Origin of the sequence: Sphingobacterium sp. UBA1498, from assembly GCF_002325125.1 — a bacterium.
Taxonomy (GTDB): domain Bacteria; phylum Bacteroidota; class Bacteroidia; order Sphingobacteriales; family Sphingobacteriaceae; genus Sphingobacterium.
On record NZ_DCRG01000012.1, the window covers coordinates 51,382 to 72,903 of the forward strand.

Sequence of the window (21,522 nt, forward strand, 5' to 3'; positions counted from 1 at the left end):
AGATCGTTTTTTTCAATAGCCTATTAGAAAAAAGCAGATTAGATTAAATCATTTGGTAATTATATGCTGAACAGCTCCTTGTAAATAATTGTTGGGGCGCATCGATTCTATTCTTGATAAAATGCCCGATCATTTGATTCGGGCATTTTTAGTTCAAAGACCTTAAAACCAATCTTTAAAACTCGTATAAAGGCGCTTTGCTTAATCCAGCACAGTAAGTATGCTGTTGTGTTCCCACATTCAGAACGGGCGTTCTTTACGTATAAAACATCCGAAAAATGTGGCCTAAATGAATTTTGTTTCAGATAGCCCTATAGAAATTATGACCAGATTAAAGAGCTTTAATGCCCATTAATAAGTTGAATAGCTATTAATTCAGATCATTTTTTTATAAATGGCAAGTTTTGAACAACATTTTCAACGAAATGAACAACAATTGATCGACCGATTGGGTGTATCTTTGTTATGGCTAGATGTTAGAGTCGTTTGGTCAGCAAAAATACAGCGCTGATCTTCGATTCGGGGGAATCCCCTATATTTTAACCGGCTTTGGGATTCCCCTAATTTACTCGTGAAAAGGAGATATTCTTCTCCCTACACAAAAGGCCCGATCGTATGATCGGGCCTCTTTTAATTTGTATGGCAATATATTTACAAGTGATTTGCCCGTGCAGTGATTTCTGCTATATCTAACACTTCAATCGCTGATTCTTTTTCTTTGATCTTTACGCCATCTTTTAACATAGTCATACAGAAAGGACATGCTGCAGCAAGAACATCAGGCTGCGCATCAATGACTTCTTCAATGCGTTCTATATTAATGTCTTTTACCCCTGGTTCTGGTTCTTTAAACATCTGACCGCCTCCTGCTCCACAACAGAGCCCGTTGCTCTTACAGCGCTTTAGTTCAATCAACTGGGCATCCAGGCTTTCCAATACCTTTCTTGGTGCTTCATACACTTCATTTGCACGGCCAAGGTAGCACGGGTCATGGTAGGTTATTTTTTTTCCTTTGAATACATTGTTGTCAGCTGGTTTCAATTTTCCTTCATCGATCAGACTTTGGATCAATTGTGTATGGTGAATGACCTCATAGTTTCCACCTAGCGACGGATATTCATTCTTCAATGTATTGAAACAGTGGGGACAGGCAGTAACTATTTTCTTAATTTCATAACCATTTAGTACTTCGATGTTCATCATGGCCTGCATTTGAAATAGAAATTCGTTTCCACTTCTTTTAGCCGGATCTCCGGTACACGTTTCTTCTGTACCTAAGATGGCATATTTTAAACCAACATGTGCTAATATTTTGCAGATATCGCGTGTAATTTTTTGTGCACGTTCATCAAAACTGCCAGCACAGCCAACCCAAAATAGTATATCTGGAGTTTCTCCTTTAGCCAACAGTTCTGCTACTGTCGGAACTTTTAATTCATTGTCCATCATAAAACTATTTTTGTTGAGTCCAATTAGCGCGGTCCAGTTGTGCATATTTCCATGGTGCGCCGTTGTTCTCAATATTTCCAAACATATTATTAATACTCGAAGGAGCTTGTGATTCTTCCATAATAGCAAAGCGACGAAGTTCAATAATAATTTCAAGGGGATTAATATTGACGGGGCACTGTTCTACACAAGCATTGCAGCTCGTACAGGCCCATAATTCTTCTCGGCTGATATACGTATCAATTAAAGATTTCCCGTCATCTTGAAAGCTCCCGTTTGTTTTGATATTGGTGCCGACTTCACTTAGTCGATCCCGTGTGTCCATCATTATTTTTCGTGGCGATAGCAGCTTTCCTGTCATATTTGCGGGGCAAGAAGATGTACAACGCCCACATTCAGTACAGGTATACGCATCCAATAAATTCTTCCAGGTCAAATCCTGTACATCTTTGGCCCCAAAACGTGCATTTGCATCTGTGGAAGGCGGAGTGAAACTAGGATCAAGCATGGCTTTTACCTCATTGGTGACAGCAGGCATATTAGATAGCTTACCTTTGGCATTTAGATTCGAAAAATAAGTGTTTGGAAAAGCCAGAATAATATGAAGATGTTTAGAATAGGGTAGGTAATTCAAGAAGGCAAGTACGCCAAGAATATGAAACCACCAGCAAAACCGTTCTATTAAAAATAATATATCTGTCGAAGCTGGAAGGTAGGGAAGGAGATAATGGCTTATTGGAAATGAACCTACAGAGGTAAAATGTGCATAGCCATACAGCTGCAATTTAAGATCGGAAGCGTTCATGAGTAAAAAAGCCGACATTAAAAGAATCTCTGTGATTAAAATAATATTTGCATCCGTCTTGGGCCAATTTTTCAATTCCAGGCTATTTAAACGAGCTACTTTAGCGCTATTTCTCCTGATTAAGAAAATGACACAGGATAGCAGCACGCCGAGTGCGAGCCATTCAAATGCTCCGATTAAAAAATTATAAAAGCTTCCTAAAAATGAAAAGATCCGATGTGTGCCGAATAGCCCGTCTATGATAATTTCCAACATTTCAATGTTGATGATAACAAAGCCGAGGTATACGAATAAATGCAAGACTGCAGGAAAAATTCGCTTGAACATTTTTTTTTGTCCAAAGGCGACAAGGAGCATCATCTTCCAACGCTCTGCAGGTTTACCCGAACGATCCGCTGGGCGGCCCAGCTTGATGTTCCGATAAATCTGTTGTGCATTTTTGCTAAAAAGGAATAATGCTACAGCGAAACAAACTGCAAATATTAGTTGACCTATCATATGTTTGAATCTTGGTTATAAACAAATATACTATATTATTTTGTTATGCTAACATAGTAAAAATAAATCAAAAATGGATATATAGCAATATTTTATTGAAATTTTAAATGAGGATTATGGGTGCTAATGAAAAACGTCCAAAAATGATTATTCTCTTTGGACGTTTTCTTTATTTATAGCCGATTAGTCTATAGCTGGACATCAGCGAAGGTCTGCTCTAAAATTTTGCGCACGGTTTTTTCAATCCGTTGTTTCCCTGCTTCGGTATTGATATCGATACCAAAAAAAGCACTGCCTGTCGATTTCGCTTGTAGGCTCATATAGTTAATGGAACTCAACAGAATAGCAAATGTTGCCCGGAGGTCGTTTTCCGAATTTTCAAACTTAGAGTCTATGTGTTTAAACAATTCTTCACCAAGCATTTCTCTTCTTTCGGCAATGTTTTTTAACGCTTTGGTCTTTTCGCCTAATCCCCAATGAATGACTTTTTGTTTCGTTTTATCCTTTAAAAAGGTGTTAAACTGAGATTTAAGTAATTCTTCTAGCGAGGAGATAGTGATGGAGCGCGGATTCGAGATCATTTGCTCTAAGACTCCCTTATCTCCGATTTGCCAAAAGTCTTTTTGTGCCATGTAAGCTTCCACGAGTTGATCAAGACCACCAAAATAATTCCATATTAGTGCTTTGTTCAGCCCACATTCCAAAGCAATATTAGGCCCGTTCAATGCGTGATATCCTTTTTTCTGAATTACCTTTCCGACAGCTGCAATCATTCGAGCCTTGGTGCGTTCCTTGTCACGAATAGGACCGGAAGTCACCTTTCTTTCTTTTTTAGGATTATCCTCAATTACTTTCTTTTTCATGCGAATAAAATCAAATTAACGAAGAAGCATTCTTGGGCACCTCTTATTCGTCTGTTAAAGAACAAATTTGGGACCACGAAGTTTTCATTAGGGTAGATATGTTTGTTTTTCTGGAACAATATCCAAAATTTAGCTGGTAATTGCAAGAAAATCAAGTATGAGATTTTTAGTTTATCATATTCTTTAGGCTCAAGGGAAAGCTATGTTGGAGGAATTGTACGATCTATTACAATAAAATTGGGTTTGATTTATTGAAATGGAGGTTACATAAAAAAAAGGATCATCCATACAGATGATCCTTTTTTTATGTATCAAGTTATATACTAACTTATTTTCTTGCTGGAGCAGCAGCAGGAGCTGCCGTTGCTGAAATACCTAATTTAGTCTTTACAGCAGCAGTTAAATCTTCTCCACCTTGGAAGTAAGGTATATTTGTACTTGAAATATCAAATACATAAGCCATACCTTTTTCTTTAGAAACAGCATTTACAGCTTCGCCAACTTTTCTATGGATTGGAGCAATTAATTCTTCTTCTTTTTTATTTAGGTCTTCTTGAGCAGCTTGTTGAGCTGTCTGAATACGAGCTTGAATATCTTGCAATTCTTGACCTATTTTGTTGATTTCTGGATCAACTGTTTCTTTATTTGCTTCACTTCTGTTACGCAATTTATCGTTTGCATCTTTTTGTTTTGTTTGATAGATGGTAACCATATCTTGAATTTCTTTGGTTTTACCATCACTCAATGTTTTCAATTGCCCTTCAGCCGCTTTAAATTCAGATGTAGATTGAATAATTTCTGCAAAGTTGATATGACCAATCTTTTGTTGCGCATTTGCAAATTGAGTTGAGAAAAATACTGCCACTAAAGCAACCGCACCCTTTAATAAATTTTTCATGCTTTTCATTTTAATCTAATGAGCCATCACTATGGCAATCTTTTAGTTTTTTAATTAATTACTATTAATATTATTTGTGTTCACAATGATAATAAACTCCAGCTTAGTTTGCAAGACTAGGATTAGGTTTATACCCTAATTTTGTAATGACATCATTACTTTTATTCAATTTTGGATTAGCATAAAGAAAAGTTGACTCATTACCTTTATCCATAATAAAATCTACACCCTGTGCAGTAGCGACTTCTTGGATAGCTTTTGCTACACGATCTTGAATAGGCTTCATTAATTGTGCCCTTCTTTTAAAGAGGTCGCCTTCAAATCCAAACTTTTGTTTTTGATAGTCTTTTACTTCTTTTTCTCTTGTTACGATTTCATCCTCACGGCGGCGGCGCATGTCTTCATTAAGTAAAACTTGATCTTTTTGATACGCCTGATAGAGCTTTTCGATTTCCGCATACTTCTGATCAACTTCTTCTTGCCATTGTTTAGACAGATCATCCAGCTGCTTTTGCGCGGTTGTATATTCAGGAATATGTTTTAAGATATATTCTGAATCAGCATATGCAATTTGTTGGGCAAATGTCGCTGTAGCACTAACGACTACAAAAGCTATAACTAACAATAATTTTTTCATATTTCCTGTAAGTTTTTATAGACTATACGTTTAATTGTTTAACACTAATTTACCTTATGACTTTTGATAATTCCAAAAGTTTAATTCGATAAAATCGTTCTACATAAATTTAACGCTCAAAAATAAGAAAAAAGAAGCAATCTAATAGATATTTGTCAGGTTTAACACTATTTAACTTGTTGGCCAATCGACCGATCATTGTTCTCCCAATGTTGGCATGGTTTTCTTTTCAGTGCTAACGCAAGGCATGATTTTGAGGAAAACGTTTTAAAGCAAAAAAGCTATCTACAATTTCTTGCGATAGCTTTTTTAAACTTTATGTCCCAATAGCTTGGAATCAACAAGGACTAGAAACCGCCCATATTTTGCATGATACTAAATGTAAAGTTTTGTTTCCATGTACTGCTCGGCAAACCAGGAATAGGATCGAATGCATGTCCATAGTCTATTCCCAACATACCAAAGATAGGTAAGAAGATTCGAGCACCTACACCCGCAGAGCGGCGTACTTTAAATGGATTATATTCGGTGAACTTGTTCCACGTATTTGCGGCTTCAGCAAATGCCAAGACGTAGACAGTCGCTTGGTCATTTAACATAACTGGATGACGTAACTCCATTTGATATTTTGTATAAATTGGACTACCTGAATTTCGTGCTACATTCACATTTTGTGTCCCTTCAGGAATGATTACGCCATTTGCATAACCACGTAATGCAACAATTTCCGACCCTTGTAAGTAATCAAACCCTTGCATACCGTCGCCACCCACTTTGAAACGCTCGAAAGTTGATATTTCAGTTTTGCTCGAATATTTACCCAAGAAACCAAATTGCGCTTGTGCTTTGAAAACAAGTTTACCAACAATTTTTGCATACCACTGCGAATCAAATTTCCATTTGTGATATTCAGTCCAACGGTAGCGTTCTTGTGCGGAACCATTTTTATAGTCAATGTTATTGAACAATGAATATGGAGGGGTCAATTGCACCGAAAATTTGATGTTCGAGCCCGAAGTAGGATAGATAGGAGCATCGATTGAGTTGCGGCTGAATTCTTGTGTCAAGTTGATATTATAGGCTGTACCATTATCAAACAGGAAGTAATTTCCATAGTTTTGTAGCTTATAGCGCTGGAATGACAAAGAAGTATTTGCCTGGAACCAGTTGTCTGGCCATTGCAAGCGTTTACCTAAAGTAGCCGTAACACCTGTCATCCAGATGCGGTTTAACTCTGAATCTTTTACAATTTGTTCGCCAGTATAGTAGTTAAACCCTCCATACGATGAGCTTGACGTATAGGCACTCAAACCAAAATAAATTGGTTTTTTGCCACCTAGCCAAGGTTCTGAGAACGAGAAGCTATACGATTGATAGCGTTTGCCCGAAGTTTGGCCACGTACACTCAATTTCTGCCCATCCCCACGTGGCAACGGTTTCCATGAACTTTTGTCAAAGAAATTGCTGGTAGAGAAGTTATTGAAGGTTAAACCTAAGGTTCCGATAATCTGACCTGCACCATAACCACCAGAAAGTTCTACCTGATCCGAAGGTTTTTCTGTTACGTTATATACAATGTCCACCGTACCCTCTGCATAGTTTAAATTGGTGGGTACCGGATTGGTTTTTTGTTCATCAAAATTTCCCAGCTGCGCAATTTCGCGCACACTCCGCATAATTTGTTCTTTTGAGAACTTTTGACCTGGTTTTGTGTAAATTGAACGTAATACAACACGGTCATTGGTAACATCATTACCTTTGACAATAACATTGTTGATCGTATATTGAGCCCCCTCATAGACGCGCAAATTCAAATCGATCGTGTCGTTGTAAATACGGGTTTGTTCCGGGTCTACCGAAAAAGTAAGATAACCATCGTTCATATAGATGGAAGAGATGTCATCACTATTTTTTGTGGGGCCCATCAATTTTGCGGTTAATTTTTCTTCTGAAAATACATCGCCACGTTTGATCCCTAAAATTTTGTTAAGTAAGGTATCAGAATATTTAGCGTTACCTGTCCAGACAATATTACCTACATAATATTTAGGACCTTCGTAAATGTCAAAATTCACCAACACATTTTTCTCACCCTCACGAATAACAGTATCTTTTAGGATAGTCGCATCACGATATCCTTTGTCAGCCATTTTTTTGATCAGGTTTTCTTTACCTTCTTTGTATTTTTCTTCCTTGAATTTTCCTGGGCCAAAAATACGGTACCACATTTTTTGTTTGATAGGTTTGGCCATTTTTCTCAACTCTTTCTGAGAGAAATGCTCATTTCCCGTAAAAGTCATTTTTTTGACTCTAACCTTATGTTTTTTATCTACATCGGCAATAAGTATTTCATTATTAGCCTGTGCCGAGTCTTTTACCGTCTTCAACGTAATCTCTGGATATAAATAGGCTTTTTCTTTCAGAAAACGCTGAATGGTAGCACGCGTAGTATTCATCAAATTTTCATTGACAATTTTGCCTGTGTTGCTATTTAAACGTTTGCGGACTTCTTCGGTTTGACTTTTACTTAAGCCATTGATGTCAATTCGAGTTAAACGGGGACGTTCTACTACACGAATGGTTAAAAATATATTTTCACCTTCAATTTTATCTGCCCATAATTCGACATCATCAAAGAGGCCTTGAGCCATCATATCCTTCACTACTTTTGCAGTTGCCTCACTTGGAACTTCCAAATATTGACCTACCGACAATTTAGATATGGTAATTAATACATTTTTATCTAAAAATTGTGTTCCAGTTATATCAATTGCACTAATTACATAGTTTTTAGGATTGAGATAGCTGATTTTTTCTGGGTCATTTAAATTGAACGCACCTTTGTCCTGTCCGTAGACGAGTTGCATTGATGAGAGACCAAAAAATAGTATTACGGGTAGTATACGCTTCATTTATCTATAATTATTGGCGCTAAAGTACACCAATCGTTTGTTAATTTTTGTTAATTAAGAAAATTTAACCAGCTTGTTTTCTTCAAATCAGTGGACAAATTTAATAAAATCATTTATAACTGCTCACTTGTTTTTCCAAACCTTCTTTCGCGTTGTTGGTAGTCTACAATCGATTTGTATAAATCCTCTTTAGTAAACTCAGGCCACATCTTATCTAAGAAGCACAGTTCTGAGTAAGCAATTTGCCAAAGTAAAAAGTTGCTAATTCTCAATTCTCCACTTGTGCGTATGAGCAGATCAGGGTCTGGAAGGTTTTGCGTATAGAGGTTTGAAGTAAATAAGTCATCGTCAATTTCATCTATAGTGAGTAGTCCATCTTTTACTTGTTGTGCTAGATTTCGAGTAGCATCCACGATCTCTTGGCGGGAACTGTAGCTCAATGCTAGCGTCAACGTACAGTGTTTATTTTCTTTCGTCGCTGCTATGGTCTCTTGAAGCTTTTTTTGTGCATGTGAAGGTAGTTTGCTAATGTCGCCAATGACATTCAAGCGAACCCCATTTTCCTGAAAAGTTTTGATTTCTTTTTTGAGTGAAGAAACCAATAGCTCCATAAGAGCCATTACTTCAAGTTTAGGTCTATTCCAGTTTTCTGCAGAAAATGCATAAAGTGTCAGAAATTTAATATTGGCTTGTACACATCCCTCTAAAGCTTCTCTCACTGCTTTTACGCCATTTTGGTGCCCAAAAACACGAAGTTTTCCTTTCTGTTTTGCCCAGCGGCCATTTCCATCCATGATGATGGCGATATGCTGTGGCAACTTAATATTATCTATCTGATCTAAAAAACTCATTTTTGCTGTTTTCAATAAAATTAACACCTTAGCCGGTCATGCTGTTTCGGCGTCTTAAAACCTATTCTCGGTTTTCTGTATTCCTATCAATGATTAGTGTTTATTAAACTTTTCATCGAATGAATGATTTCATGCGGATTTCTCATCGGAATTTGATCATTCTACCGTCCTTTATTTCTTCCAAATATCGATTTTTAATTGGAAATTCAGAAGTACAATATATATAAAGATTAATTGAAATATCTTGGGCAATCAGTTTTGGTGCTTTTTTTCAACTAGCGCAAGCTAGTTTGAACCTAGCAATAGCTTAGTAGTTCCTGACATCAATCCCCCAAAGTAATTTTTCTCGCAATGTGCTGAAAAAGCTTTCATGGGGAAGTCTAATAAGATTAATCGTAAATGGAGCCTGCTTAATCGTTAATTTTACGGATGTATCAATAGACTCATTTTTCGAATCACAGCTCAGAATATATTGATTGCTACGGCTTTCTATTTCTAACTCTAGGGTAAACTGATTGGAAATGACAATCGGTCTAACATTGAGATTGTGAGGTGAAATAGGGGTAATCACGAAATTACCGCTTTCGGGCATAATAATAGGCCCGCCACAACTCAGAGAATACGCCGTGGAGCCGGTAGGTGTAGCGATAATCAGTCCATCCGCCCAATATGAATTAAGCCATTCACCGTTAATGCGGGCATTTACGGTAATCATAGCCGAGCTATCGTAACGAAATACCGTAATATCGTTCAGTGCGTAGTGATTACCTTGGAACAAATTTGTCTGCTCGGATTCGACAGAAAGCAATACGCGCTTTTGTACACTATAACGCTGGTTAAGAATGTCATCCAAAGAGTCTTCAAAATCGTTTTTATTGATTGAAGCTAAGAAACCAAGTCGACCAAAATTCATTCCAGCGATTGGAATTCCAGAATCTTTTATTAGTGAAACGGCAGACAACATTGTTCCATCACCACCCAAACTCAGCATAATGTCGATACAGCCTTTAATTTCTTGGTACGTAGTGTATGTGGAGAAGTTAAAATCACATTCAAACTGTGTGATGAGAAATTTATGAAATGGTTCATACACCCAAATTTCAATATTTTTATCAACAAGATATTCAAATAAGTGTTTCACATGTGTTATAACAGAGGGTTGAAACTCTCTTCCATATATTGCGATTCTCATATTGTTTTCAATTTTAATGGGGGCAAAGATGAGAAAAAAATAATTCTAATTATATGTTGATGTAATTCATGAGCTGCTGATAGCGGTCGGCAGTGTCATCGAAGGCTGCAATCGTATTGTGAGTTTCCAAAATTAAGTAGTTATGCCGCAGAAATGAATTGAGCAAGGTGCCAATATTTGATTTGTCTATTTTTAGCGTAACTTCAATATTATCGTTGTCCAAATTTATTTTGGTAGCACAATTGAGAATTCTGCAATTATCACTTTCCACGAGATGCGCAATTTGAGACAATGAAAAATCATGTAGTCCGATTGCTAAGACAATAATTGCGCCCGATTCATTTTGTGATTGAATCAAACTGATTGCTTTTAAAATATCTAACTGCGTACAAACTCCAATATATTTGTTGTCCTGGTCCAAAATAGGAATAATTGTGCTATTGTACACAGTCATCATCACCAGGGCATCATAAGGATGTTGATTAAACTTTAACTGTATTGGAACTGTATTTATGGGGATGGAAGAAAGCAATGCCTCCTCGTCTTCGGCTTCCAATAAAATGGTTTCATTGACTAAGCCAATATATTCGTCTCCATTTAAAACAATTAATTCTTTACAAAGCATATCCTGGAGCTTTTCGAGCGCCTGTTGTATTGAATCAGCATTTTGAATACTGAAATCTGCGTTTGAAAGAAATTGACCTATTAGCATATCCAAACTTAATAAAAAAACTAGGTCAAAAGAAATTTTCAGGATGAGATTTCTGCTTAATTCTTTGAGTCGCTCTAGCACTTCAAAAACTCAGGCAAAAGGACAGATTGCATAATTGCAAATAAGTACATTTTTAAAGTTTAAAATTGTACTTTTATTACCGTTCTGTTATTATTTTTGTCAGCGAATTGAGAAAGGCTTGGTTAGAAGCCTTTCTAAGGATGTAATTTCTAATCAGAAAAATAGGATTGATGACCACAAGCGAGAATAAAAAATTTATTGATATACGTGAAGTTATTCACAAAAAGAACGCGGGGCTTGCTAAATGGATTCCGTCTTTTTTAATGAATTATTTAAAAAGGACAATTCATGAAGATGAGATAAATGATATTATGACGCGCTTTGCAGATCTTCAGGGATTGGATTTTGTTGATGCTCTGATCAATGATCTGGATGTAAAGGTCAATTTATACGGTGCGGAAAATATTCCAGCATCGGATCCTGTAATTTTTGCATCCAATCATCCTTTGGGAGGATTGGACGGTATCGCATTTATGAATGCTATTGGTAAGCAGCGGCGTGACGTCAAATTTTTAGTGAATGATATTCTGCTAAATATAGGCAATTTGAGACCTCTTTTTGTGGGTGTAAACAAGCTCGGAGGACAGGGAAAACAGGCTATTACAGCGATTGAAGAGGCATATGGTGCAGATGACGCGCTACTGGTATTTCCGGCTGGTTTAGTTTCCAGAAAACAAAAAGATGGGCATATTGAGGATCTTGAATGGAAGAAAAGTTTCATCAGTAAAGCAAAAAAATATAAAAAAGATGTCATTCCAGTGTTAATAGACGGTAAAAACTCTAAGTTTTTTTATAATTTTGCAAGGCTTAGACAGAAAATAGGTCTTAAGGTAAACATTGAAATGTTATATTTACCTGATGAAATGTTTGCTCAACGTGGACATACCGTCAATATTATAGTAGGAGAAAGAATCCCTTATACAGCGTTTGATCAATCAAAAAACGAAAAAACTTGGGCTGAGGAAGTGAAAAGAAGGGTTTATGGATTGGCTCAAGAAAAATAGAATTTATGCAAGAAATTATACCTCCAGTTGATAAAGCATTATTGAAGACCGAATTGAATAAAGACGTTTTCTTACGATATACCAACAATGGAAATAACGAGATATATTTAATCAACTATCATAATTCGCCAAATGTCATGCGGGAAATTGGGCGTCTACGGGAGTTGACTTTTCGTGGGGCAGGCGGAGGTACAGGACTTTCAATTGACATTGATGAAAATGATACCTGCGAAGATTGCTACGATCAGTTGATCGCGTGGAATCCCGAAGATGAGGAAGTAGTTGCTGGTTATCGTGTCATCAAATGTGCTGACGCAGGAGAGGTAGATGGTGTGCCCAATTTGTCAACAGCGCATTATTTTCAGTTTTCTGATTTGTTCGCACGTGAGTATTTGCCCTACACCATAGAATTGGGGCGCTCTTTTGTTCAACCTAAATATCAACCCGCCATAGATAATCGAAAAGGAATTTTTTCATTAGATAACTTGTGGGACGGTTTAGGAGCCTTGGTTATGCTTAATCCGGAAATAAAATATCTCTTCGGTAAGGTAACAATGTATCCGCATTACAATAAAGATGCACGTGATATGCTGCTTTACTTTATGGATTATTATTTCCCGGATCACGATAACTTGGTGCTACCCCTTCCTGCATTGGAAATAAAGAACGATTACGATCGTTTTATCGGTATTTTTGATGGATTGGATTATAGGGAGGGATATAAAGTGCTCAACAGTCGTGTAAGGGCATTGGGAGAGAATATTCCACCGCTCATCAATACGTATATGAACCTTTCGCCAACCATGAAATCTTTTGGTACAGCACGTAATAACGAATTTGGTACAGTGGAGGAAAAAGGTATCTTAATTGTAATAGACGATGTATATCCTGGCAAGAAGGAACGTCATATGAATACGTTTGAGCGGGACCGTGAATACGGTCATCGAAAGCCTAAACGCGGATAAAAAGCAAAAGGGGATTCATAAATTGAATCCCCTTTTAGCTGTTATAAAATACGCTGACTAGGCAGGTTTTATACAGATATAGAGCCCAAAAGCTAAAATAGCGCCTAAGATGGGGCCCACGATAGGAATCCATGCATATGACCAGTCCGAGCTGCCTTTTCCTTTAATTGGCCAAAGCGCATGAAATAGACGCGGACCGAGATCACGGGCAGGATTTATGGCATACCCTGTAGTACCACCTAATGATAGACCGATGGCCCAAACGACAAAAGCGACAGGAATAGCACCAAGGGAACCCATACCGATGGGCTCAGTTTTTTCATTGATGGTAATCTCTTGGCCTGTAATGAAGAAAATTGCAAAAATTAACACAAAGGTTCCGATGATTTCACTCACCAGGTTTGTTGAAGTATTTCGTATGTTCGGTATAGTGGCAAAAACACCGAGTTTGGTGGTGGCATCTGCCGTAGCATCGAAGTGATCTTTGTGCATGGCGTAGGTTAACATGGCGCCACAGAAGCCGCCGGCAATTTGGGCGAGAATATAGCCAGGTACTTCGATCCATGGGAGCCCATGATTGAGAGCGACAGCAATTGTTACTGCAGGGTTGAGATGCGCACCGGTATAGGGTCCGGCAAATACTACCCCCACGTAAACTGCAAGCGCCCATGCCGTGGTGATTACAATCCATCCTCCATTTTCCCCTTTTGTACCTTTCAATATAACGTTGGCGACAACTCCGTTCCCTAAAAGTACTAGGAGTGTTGTGCCGATAAATTCTGCTAAATAATGGTTCATGCTTGTGGGTTAGTGTTCGGTCCAGTACTGTAATGCTTTAACTCCCTTGGTCCAGAGTTTAATGATCTTGTTTGTCTGCTCTTCCTGCTCTGTTTCGGGTTCAAATATACGATCCTGTGCCCAAAACTTTGATATTTCCTGCGCGTCTTTCCAATAGCCCACAGCTAGTCCCGCCAAGTATGCCGCGCCCAAAGCCGTTGTTTCCGTAATTTTAGGGCGTACCACGTTGCTATTGAGTATATTGGCCTGGATTTGCATGAGTAGATTATTTGCTGTTGCACCGCCATCTACACGTAATTCTTTGATTGGTATGCCGCTATCGGCTTCCATTGCCCGGAGGACATCACGAGTCTGTAGGGAGATTGCTTCTAGTGAGGCGCGTGCGATATGGCCGTTGGTCGTTGCGCGCGTAAGTCCAAATAAAGTGCCTTGTGCACGGGCGTTCCAGTATGGAGCTCCCAATCCTGCAAAGGTGGGAATAAAGGTGACGCCACCATTATCTTTTTCTGTAAGTGCCAGTTGTTCAACGTCGGCCGATTTATAGATAATGTTAAGATTGTCGCGTAACCATTGAACCAGTGCGCCGCCGATAAATATGCTTCCTTCCAAGGCATATTCTGTTTTTCCGTTAATTTTCCAGGCAACGGTTGTTAAAAGGTTATTCTTTGAACGAATTGGTTTATCGCCAATATTCATTAACATAAAGCATCCCGTTCCGTACGTATTTTTGACCATTCCTTTCTCGATACATTGCTGACCAAATAGTGCAGCCTGCTGATCGCCGGCAATTCCAGCTATCTTGACTTTATGAGCAAAAATGGTTGTCCGGGATTCGCCATATATTTCGCTGCTTTCTTTTACTTTGGGAAGCATGGCGGGGGGGATGTCAAATAGTTCGAGCAGTTCCTTGTCCCATTCCATGCTATGGATGTTGAAGAGTAAGGTACGGGAAGCATTCGTTACGTCAGTGATGTGGACATCACCGCGAGTCAGGTTCCATACGAGCCAAGTGTCGATCGTTCCACAGATTAATTCCCCTTTTTGCGCTTTATCACGGGCACCTTCGACGTGATCCAGAATCCATTTTATTTTGGTCGCAGAAAAGTATGGATCCAATATCAGACCGGTTTTTTCCTGAATTATTTCATGTTTTTTGGACTTGCGCAATTCGTCACAATAATCCGTTGTTCGTTTATCTTGCCAAACGATGGCATTATAAATTGGTTTTCCGGTCTCTTTATCCCAAACGACCACAGTTTCGCGTTGGTTGGTAATGCCAATGGCTGCAATATTTTTGCCATTTAATCCTGCCTTAGTGGTTGCCTCTGCGGTAACGCCTGCTTGTGTTGACCAGATCTCATGAGGGTCGTGTTCGACCCATCCTGGTTGTGGGAATATTTGCGTGAATTCCTTCTGCGCAATGGATACGATATTTCTGTCCTTATCAAAAATGATGGCTCTGGAGCTCGTAGTACCTTGATCCATTGCCAAGATGTATTGCTGTTCCATAATTAAGTGTTGGTGGTTATTTTTTATTATTTTAAGATATAATTCTGTGCAACTTTACGAAAACTTTCTACTTGATGGTTTTGCCAATCTTCATCCTTTTCCAGCTCCTGAGCTAGTATTTTAGCAACTTCGGGAGCCGCTTCCATGGCGGCTTTAGCGTCAAGAAACAGCATGCGGACACGTCGGGATAGCACATCTTCCACAGTTCTGGCAAGTTCATTGCGTGCCGCCCAAACAACCTCTGCTTTTTTGAATTCAAGCTGTGTTATTAATTTTTCGTTCCATTCAGGTTTTTCTTGTGCCAATGCATTGATGGCTTCTTGGTCGGCGCCATAAATATATAGGTGATTGCTTCTGTCTGATGTCGGAATGGCGCTATAAATCTTTTGTGTGGCCGACCGGCTTTCCTTTTGCGGTAGGCAGCCAATTTTTATCGCATTGTCGATTGTATCTTGCCCCATTCGCCGGAATGTTGTCCACTTTCCGCCTGTTAACGTGAGTAATTTGGAGTCGCTGACGATAACCTTATGGCTTCGTGATATTTCTTTGGTTTTATTGGAATTACCAGTAGGTGCGGCAAGCGGCCTAAGACCAGCGAATACAGCCAAAGCATCTGCTCTTGTGGGCTGTTTTATTAAGTAGCGACCTGCAGTTTTTAAAATAAAATCAATCTCCTGTTCCAATGCTATAGGTTCAAGGCTATGTTCATCGATCGGCGTATCTGTTGTTCCTACGATAATGCGGTTGTGCCAGGGTACAAGGAAAAGCACGCGTCCGTCATCTGTTTTTGGAATCATAATAGCGTCATCTCCAGGGAGGAAAGATTTGTCAAAAACAAGGTGGACACCTTGGCTGGGACGTACCATTTGCTTAGCCTCGGGCCTGTCCATTTTTAAGATATCATCGACAAATATGCCGGTAGCATTAATAATCGCCTTCCCTTGTATGGTAAACACTTCGCCGGTTTCGGTATCATTGGCGATAACACCGTTTATTCGTCCGTTCTTATCCTTAGTGAGATTATTCACCCTCACATAATTTAGGGCAACACCACCCATTTGTATACAAGTCTGTGCTACATTGAGAGCAAGTCTTGAATCATCAAATTGTCCATCTTGATAAACTACTCCGCCATATAAACCTTTAGGTCTAACCGTACTTATGCGATGCAGTGTTTCTTTTTTATTAATATGAATGGATTTTCCTAAACTTAATTTACCGGCAAGAAGATCATATATTTTCATTCCAATGGTATAGAATGGACCTTCAAACCAATTGTAGTTGGGTATAATAAATGATTGGTTTTTCACCAGATGAGGAGCGTTTTTTTGTAGTAGACCTCTTTCGTGAAGTGCTTCTTTAACCAGACTAATATCACCTTGAGCTAAATAGCGTACACCGCCATGAACGAGTTTGGTCGCTTTGCTCGAAGTGCCTTTTGCAAAATCAACCTGTTCCAGCAAAATTGTTTTGAATCCGCGGCTTAAAGCATCTAATGCAACACCTAATCCACTCGCTCCACCACCTATTACGATAACATCCCATGTGCTCGTATCTCTTATTTTTTCTATCAGTTTTGACCTTTTGAATTCTTGGTGTTTCATTTTGTTTCGTTTTGGAGTTTTATGGTGAACTTTGTTGCTGCTTTGTTTTCCCTTCCTCAATACTAAGTTATGGTATATTCATCAAATTTTAAAAGAAATTACATAATATTTATGTTAAGATATGATGTTTGTTTTTATTTTGTTTTGTTTTTTATTGTTTTGATTTTAATTAAGAAAGCTTTTCCCTTTCCGCCAAAAGTTCGATAGGCAACATCAATAAGCTTTTTTTATTCGTTCCTATTCGATGGTTTGATCATGACCGAATTTGATTACTTAAGGCAGCAGCTGTACTGCGTTGATCATGTTTGACGATGCTGTCAACATGCAGGCTTGTGTGATTCAAAATGTTTTTCTGCATGGTCAATAGTTATATAATGTTTAACCATTATAGGTCTTGTATGTTTTGGTTTGGGTAAATGATTTTGTAATTTTAGTTTACTATTTAATTTATTACGATGAGGAAGATAAGATTAATACTTTGTGGGGCTGTTGTATTTATCGGAACCCTAGTGTTGCAGTTTAATGCATCTGCACAACAAGATGTGGCAACAGACCAGCTTTCAAAGCCTTACAATCCAGATGCTGATGCGCAAGATGATATTAATCGGTTATTAGTTCAGGCCAAGCAAGAAAGGAAAAATATTATTATCCAAGCTGGGGGAAATTGGTGTGTCTGGTGTTTGAGGTTTAATGATTATATTCACAAAACGCAAAGTGTAGATAAGTTGCTGAAGAATAGCTTTCTCTATTATCACCTGAATTATTCGAAGGAAAATAAAAATGAGACTGTTTTTCAGAAGTATGCTCCCGAGGGAAGTAAACTCGGTTATCCATTTTTTATTGTTTTAGATAGCAATGGAAAAACTTTGCATGTGCAGGAAAGTGGTAGCCTGGAAAAGGGAAAATGGTATGATGAAGAAAAAGTACTTAATTTCTTGACAGCTTGGGTGGCGGAATAAATTTTTGATACCATATCTATACGGAAAGAGGCTTTTCTTTACGCAATAAACTACCGAGTCGAACACAAAGATTGCGTCCTAAAACTTGTCATTCCTGTGCAGGAAAGATCGAAATGAAGAAGTCGTTCGGATATTTGATTCGTACCTGCTTCGAAGGATCAATAGTGGTCGCGATACTGTTCATGGGGCGAAGGTGGTGCGAACACAGTACGAAGACAACCCAAAACAACGATAGCGCTAAGGCCATCATCAGACTCTCTTTTATGCTGAAATTGGTTTACCGCTCTTGTATCCGCTTACTGAATATTTCCATTAATAGACATTGTGTTTGTCGGGTGTATTGATTTTGGCATGTCTGACGGTGAATACTTTGGCAGGCTAAAAATAAAAAAGTCTCTTTCCTAAGATTGAGACCTTTTTTTTGTGCTTTAAAACACGCTTTCTCTGCACGATATTTGTCATCCGGCAATTAAAAGAGCGCGTATTCTGGGTTTAACATCTTATTGATAGCCTAATAACTTCATGACTTGTTTGGAGTTTTGTTCCTCACCAAAAACCTCGTAGTTGAATGTTTCGTCTCTATTGCGGCGTACGAGCACATGTTTAGGCGAAGGCAATAAGCAGTGATGAATTCCTCCATACCCACTTAACACATCTTGATAGGCCCCTGTATGAAAGAATCCAAGGTATTGTACTTTGCGTGTCTTTGGCATAAATACCGAATTCATATGTGCTTCCTGATTATAATAATCCTGACCATCGCAGGTAATACCACCTAGATTGACACGTTCATATTCCGAATCCCAGTTGTTGATCGGCAAGAGGATGTATTTTTGATTCAATGCCCATACATCCGGTAAATTCGTAATAAATGAGCCATCAATCATAAACCAGCGTTCACGGTCGTTTTGTTGCTTGCGGCCGAGTACCTTGTAAAGAATCCCTGAAGCTTCAGCAACGGTGTATTTACCGAATTCGGTAATAATATCGGGTTCCATTACCTCGTGGTGCGCGCAGATTTGTTTGATTCGGTTCACAATTTCATTGACCATGTATTCGTAGTCAAAGTCGTGCACCAGTGAATCCTTAAACGGCATACCGCCACCGATATCCAACGTATCTAAGTCTGGGTTTACTTTTTTGAATTTGCAATACAATGTGACGTATTTTTCCAGTTCATTCCAGTAGTATGGAGTGTCCGAAATACCTGAATTGATGAAAAAGTGAAGCAGCTTGACTTTAAAGTTTGGATTGTCAACGATTTTGTTATTATAGAAATCGATAACATCTTCCTGACGGATTCCTAAACGAGAGGTATAAAATTGAGAGTCTGGTTGCTCTTCGGATGCAACGCGGATTCCTAAAGCACAAGGCTCGTCCAGTTCGATTTCATCGTCGTAAAGGTTAAACTCTTCTTTGTTATCTAGTACAGGTATAATGTTCGTATATCCATCATGGATCATATCCACAATATACTGTTTATACTGATACGTTTTGAATCCATTACAGATGACTGTAATGTCCTTTGTTACGGTACCTTGTCTTTCCAATGAATCGATCATCGGCATATCAAATGCAGACGAAGTTTCTAGGTGGATATCATTTTTCAAGGCTTCTTCTACAATGTGCTTGAAATGGGATGATTTGGTACAATAACAATATTTGTAAGATCCGCGATAGTTATGTTTCAGAATTGCGGTCTGAAAAAGGATTTTCGCTTGCTGAATTTTTTTGCTGACGATCGGCAAATAAGTAAAACGTAGCGGCGTACCGTACGTTTCTATCATTTCCATTAAATTCAAATCGTGGAAATACAATTCGTCGTCGATGATTTCGAATCCGTCTTGGGGAAAACCAACACTTAAGTCAAGAAATTCCTGATAGCTCTGCATTTTTTATTATTTTTGCAAAGATATACTTTAATGGTGAATACCTAAATAAGGAATGTTATTTATTTCCAATTCACTATCAGGAAGTTGTAAAATTTACAAAATCATTAAATGGCAAATTCTATTCAAAAGCGACTTGTTGAAGTCACTGTACAGGCAGTAAAAGAGCTTTACAATGCAGATATTTTAGAAAATCAAATTGCTTTACAAGCGACTCGAAAGGAGTTTGAAGGACAAATTACAATCGTAACTTTTCCAGTAACACGCTTTTCGAAATCTTCTCCGGAACAAACTGGAAATGAAATTGGAGCCTATTTGCAACAACATATTGCTGAAATATCGGATTTCAATGTGATCAAAGGGTTTTTGAATATTGTCCTTTCTGATGCTTACTGGATAACGTTGTTGAACCAGACCATCACCGCGAAAGACTTTGGCGTATTTCCTGCAAATGGAAAAAAACTGATGGTGGAGTACTCTTCTCCCAATACGAATAAACCGCTGCACTTAGGCCACATTCGGAATAATTTATTAGGATACTCCGTAGCCGAAATTCTGAAAGCCTATGGTTATGAGGTGATCAAAGCGAATTTGGTGAATGACCGTGGTATCCATATCTGTAAATCGATGTTGGCCTGGCAGAAATTTGGTGCCGGTGAAACGCCTGAATCTACCGGGATGAAGGGAGACCACCTCGTCGGAAAATATTACGTTGTGTTTGACAAAGAATATAAAAAGGAGATCGAGGTATTGAAGGCTGAAGGGCAAACCGAAGATGAAGCAAAGAAAAATGCACCTCTAATGAAGGAAGCACAAGCGATGTTACAACAATGGGAGGGCGGTAATGAAGAGGTAATCTCACTTTGGAAAACCATGAACAGCTGGGTGTATGCTGGATTTGAAAAGACCTACAAACAATTGGGCGTCGATTTCGACAAATATTATTATGAATCCAATACCTACTTGTTAGGTAAAGATATTATCCAAGAAGGTTTGGACAAAGGTGTTTTCTTCAAGAAAGAAGATAACTCCGTTTGGATTGATCTAACAGACGAAGGATTGGATCAGAAGCTGGTGCTTCGTGGCGACGGTACTTCTGTCTATATCACGCAAGATTTGGGGACAGCTCAATTAAAGTATGATGAGTTCAAAATGAGTGAATCTATATATGTTGTTGGTAACGAACAGGATTATCACTTCAAGGTATTGTTCTTAATCTTAAAAAAACTTGGTAAAGCTTGGGCTGAAGGTTTGTTCCACTTGTCTTATGGAATGGTCGATCTTCCATCCGGTAAAATGAAATCAAGGGAAGGAACAGTTGTTGATGCGGATGATTTGATGGCTGAGATGCTTAAAACTGCGCAGGAGCGGACTGAGGAGCTTGGAAAGACGGAAGGATTGGACGAAGCATCAAAAGCCGTTCTTTATGATACGATTGGAATGGGCGCACTTAAATATTTTCTATTAAAGGTAGATCCCAAAAAACGACTCTTATTTGATCCCAATGAGTCTGTCGATTTTCAAGGGCATACAGGGCCGTTTATTCAATATACACATGCACGTATCAAATCTGTTTTAAGTAAAGCTGAATTCGATTTTGACAGTGCGGTTTCTGTACCGGCAACGATCTCTTCTTACGAACGTGATTTGATTCAGCAACTTGGAGCATTTCCGGAGACTATTGAAGCCTCTGCACAAGAATTCAGTCCTGCCCAATTGGCAAATTATATTTATGAAGTAGCCAAGGTTTACAATAAGTTTTATCATGAAGAAACCATCTTGAAAGCGGAAGATTATGATGTCAAAAACTTTAGATTGCACTTATCTGCTTCCGCAGCGAAGGTTATTGCAAAAGGAATGAATTTATTGGGTATCCAAGTGCCTGAAAGAATGTAA

Annotated in this window: 18 protein-coding genes; 4 read left to right on the forward strand and 14 right to left on the reverse strand. The window is 38.5% G+C overall.

Annotated elements, in window-relative coordinates; genetic code table 11:
* Positions 1 to 651: 651 nt before the first annotated feature.
* From B3139_RS08180 to B3139_RS08220, 9 genes are all read right to left on the reverse strand, one after another.
* Positions 652 to 1,446 carry a (Fe-S)-binding protein gene (locus tag B3139_RS08180; RefSeq protein ID WP_209576094.1) on the reverse strand — a complete coding sequence of 265 codons (795 nt, stop codon included), beginning with the start codon at positions 1,444 to 1,446 and terminating at the stop codon, positions 652 to 654.
* A gap of 7 nt (positions 1,447 to 1,453) precedes the next feature.
* A complete protein-coding gene (locus B3139_RS08185; protein ID WP_293881740.1) occupies positions 1,454 to 2,752 on the reverse strand; it encodes a (Fe-S)-binding protein in 1,299 nt (432 codons plus the stop codon).
* A 188-nt stretch (positions 2,753 to 2,940) separates the two neighbouring features.
* The gene (locus B3139_RS08190; RefSeq protein WP_293881742.1) at positions 2,941 to 3,615 is read right to left on the reverse strand and encodes a TetR/AcrR family transcriptional regulator; all 675 of its coding nucleotides are present in this window, start codon (positions 3,613 to 3,615) and stop codon (positions 2,941 to 2,943) included.
* Between the two features lie 328 nt (positions 3,616 to 3,943).
* Positions 3,944 to 4,513, reverse strand: a complete 570-nt coding sequence (locus B3139_RS08195; RefSeq protein WP_209576020.1) for an OmpH family outer membrane protein — start codon at positions 4,511 to 4,513, stop codon at positions 3,944 to 3,946.
* A gap of 103 nt (positions 4,514 to 4,616) precedes the next feature.
* Entirely contained in the window at positions 4,617 to 5,150 is a 534-nt protein-coding gene (locus B3139_RS08200) for an OmpH family outer membrane protein (RefSeq protein WP_209576018.1), read from the reverse strand.
* Between the two features lie 347 nt (positions 5,151 to 5,497).
* Complete coding sequence (gene bamA / locus B3139_RS08205) at positions 5,498 to 8,062, reverse strand: outer membrane protein assembly factor BamA (RefSeq protein ID WP_209576016.1); 2,565 nt, start codon at positions 8,060 to 8,062, stop codon at positions 5,498 to 5,500.
* A 113-nt stretch (positions 8,063 to 8,175) separates the two neighbouring features.
* Positions 8,176 to 8,913: an isoprenyl transferase gene (locus B3139_RS08210; RefSeq protein ID WP_293881749.1), complete on the reverse strand. Its 738-nt coding sequence runs from the start codon at positions 8,911 to 8,913 to the stop codon at positions 8,176 to 8,178.
* A 307-nt stretch (positions 8,914 to 9,220) separates the two neighbouring features.
* Positions 9,221 to 10,105 carry an NAD kinase gene (locus B3139_RS08215; RefSeq protein ID WP_209576012.1) on the reverse strand — a complete coding sequence of 295 codons (885 nt, stop codon included), beginning with the start codon at positions 10,103 to 10,105 and terminating at the stop codon, positions 9,221 to 9,223.
* Between the two features lie 49 nt (positions 10,106 to 10,154).
* Entirely contained in the window at positions 10,155 to 10,817 is a 663-nt protein-coding gene (locus B3139_RS08220) for a CBS domain-containing protein (RefSeq protein WP_293881751.1), read from the reverse strand.
* Between the two features lie 251 nt (positions 10,818 to 11,068).
* Between B3139_RS08220 and B3139_RS08225 the strand changes: the two genes are divergently transcribed.
* Entirely contained in the window at positions 11,069 to 11,902 is an 834-nt protein-coding gene (locus B3139_RS08225; RefSeq protein ID WP_293881753.1) for a 1-acyl-sn-glycerol-3-phosphate acyltransferase, read from the forward strand.
* Between the two features lie 5 nt (positions 11,903 to 11,907).
* The gene (locus tag B3139_RS08230; protein WP_209576006.1) at positions 11,908 to 12,867 is read left to right on the forward strand and encodes a GNAT family N-acetyltransferase; all 960 of its coding nucleotides are present in this window, start codon (positions 11,908 to 11,910) and stop codon (positions 12,865 to 12,867) included.
* A 57-nt stretch (positions 12,868 to 12,924) separates the two neighbouring features.
* Here the strand turns inward: B3139_RS08230 and B3139_RS08235 are convergent, their stop codons facing one another.
* From B3139_RS08235 to B3139_RS08245, 3 genes are read right to left on the reverse strand one after another with little or no spacing between them, the layout of a single operon-like run.
* The gene (locus B3139_RS08235; RefSeq protein ID WP_293881757.1) at positions 12,925 to 13,665 is read right to left on the reverse strand and encodes an MIP/aquaporin family protein; all 741 of its coding nucleotides are present in this window, start codon (positions 13,663 to 13,665) and stop codon (positions 12,925 to 12,927) included.
* 9 nt (positions 13,666 to 13,674) lie between these two features.
* The gene (glpK, locus tag B3139_RS08240) at positions 13,675 to 15,174 is read right to left on the reverse strand and encodes a glycerol kinase GlpK (RefSeq protein ID WP_293881759.1); all 1,500 of its coding nucleotides are present in this window, start codon (positions 15,172 to 15,174) and stop codon (positions 13,675 to 13,677) included.
* Positions 15,175 to 15,200: 26 nt separating this feature from the next.
* Positions 15,201 to 16,778 carry a glycerol-3-phosphate dehydrogenase/oxidase gene (locus B3139_RS08245; protein WP_293881761.1) on the reverse strand — a complete coding sequence of 526 codons (1,578 nt, stop codon included), beginning with the start codon at positions 16,776 to 16,778 and terminating at the stop codon, positions 15,201 to 15,203.
* 455 nt (positions 16,779 to 17,233) lie between these two features.
* Here B3139_RS08245 and B3139_RS08250 point away from each other — a divergent pair, with 455 nt between their 5' ends.
* Positions 17,234 to 17,737: a thioredoxin family protein gene (locus B3139_RS08250; RefSeq protein ID WP_293881763.1), complete on the forward strand. Its 504-nt coding sequence runs from the start codon at positions 17,234 to 17,236 to the stop codon at positions 17,735 to 17,737.
* An 88-nt stretch (positions 17,738 to 17,825) separates the two neighbouring features.
* Here B3139_RS08250 and B3139_RS08255 read toward each other — a convergent pair whose 3' ends face one another.
* Together B3139_RS08255 and B3139_RS08260 are read right to left on the reverse strand one after the other, a co-directional pair.
* A complete protein-coding gene (locus tag B3139_RS08255; protein WP_293881765.1) occupies positions 17,826 to 17,987 on the reverse strand; it encodes a hypothetical protein in 162 nt (53 codons plus the stop codon).
* A 250-nt stretch (positions 17,988 to 18,237) separates the two neighbouring features.
* Entirely contained in the window at positions 18,238 to 19,629 is a 1,392-nt protein-coding gene (locus tag B3139_RS08260; RefSeq protein ID WP_121123983.1) for an arginine decarboxylase, read from the reverse strand.
* A gap of 108 nt (positions 19,630 to 19,737) precedes the next feature.
* On the opposite strand from B3139_RS08260, the gene argS reads away from it, so the two are divergent.
* Positions 19,738 to 21,522: an arginine--tRNA ligase gene (gene argS / locus B3139_RS08265; protein WP_293881769.1), complete on the forward strand. Its 1,785-nt coding sequence runs from the start codon at positions 19,738 to 19,740 to the stop codon at positions 21,520 to 21,522.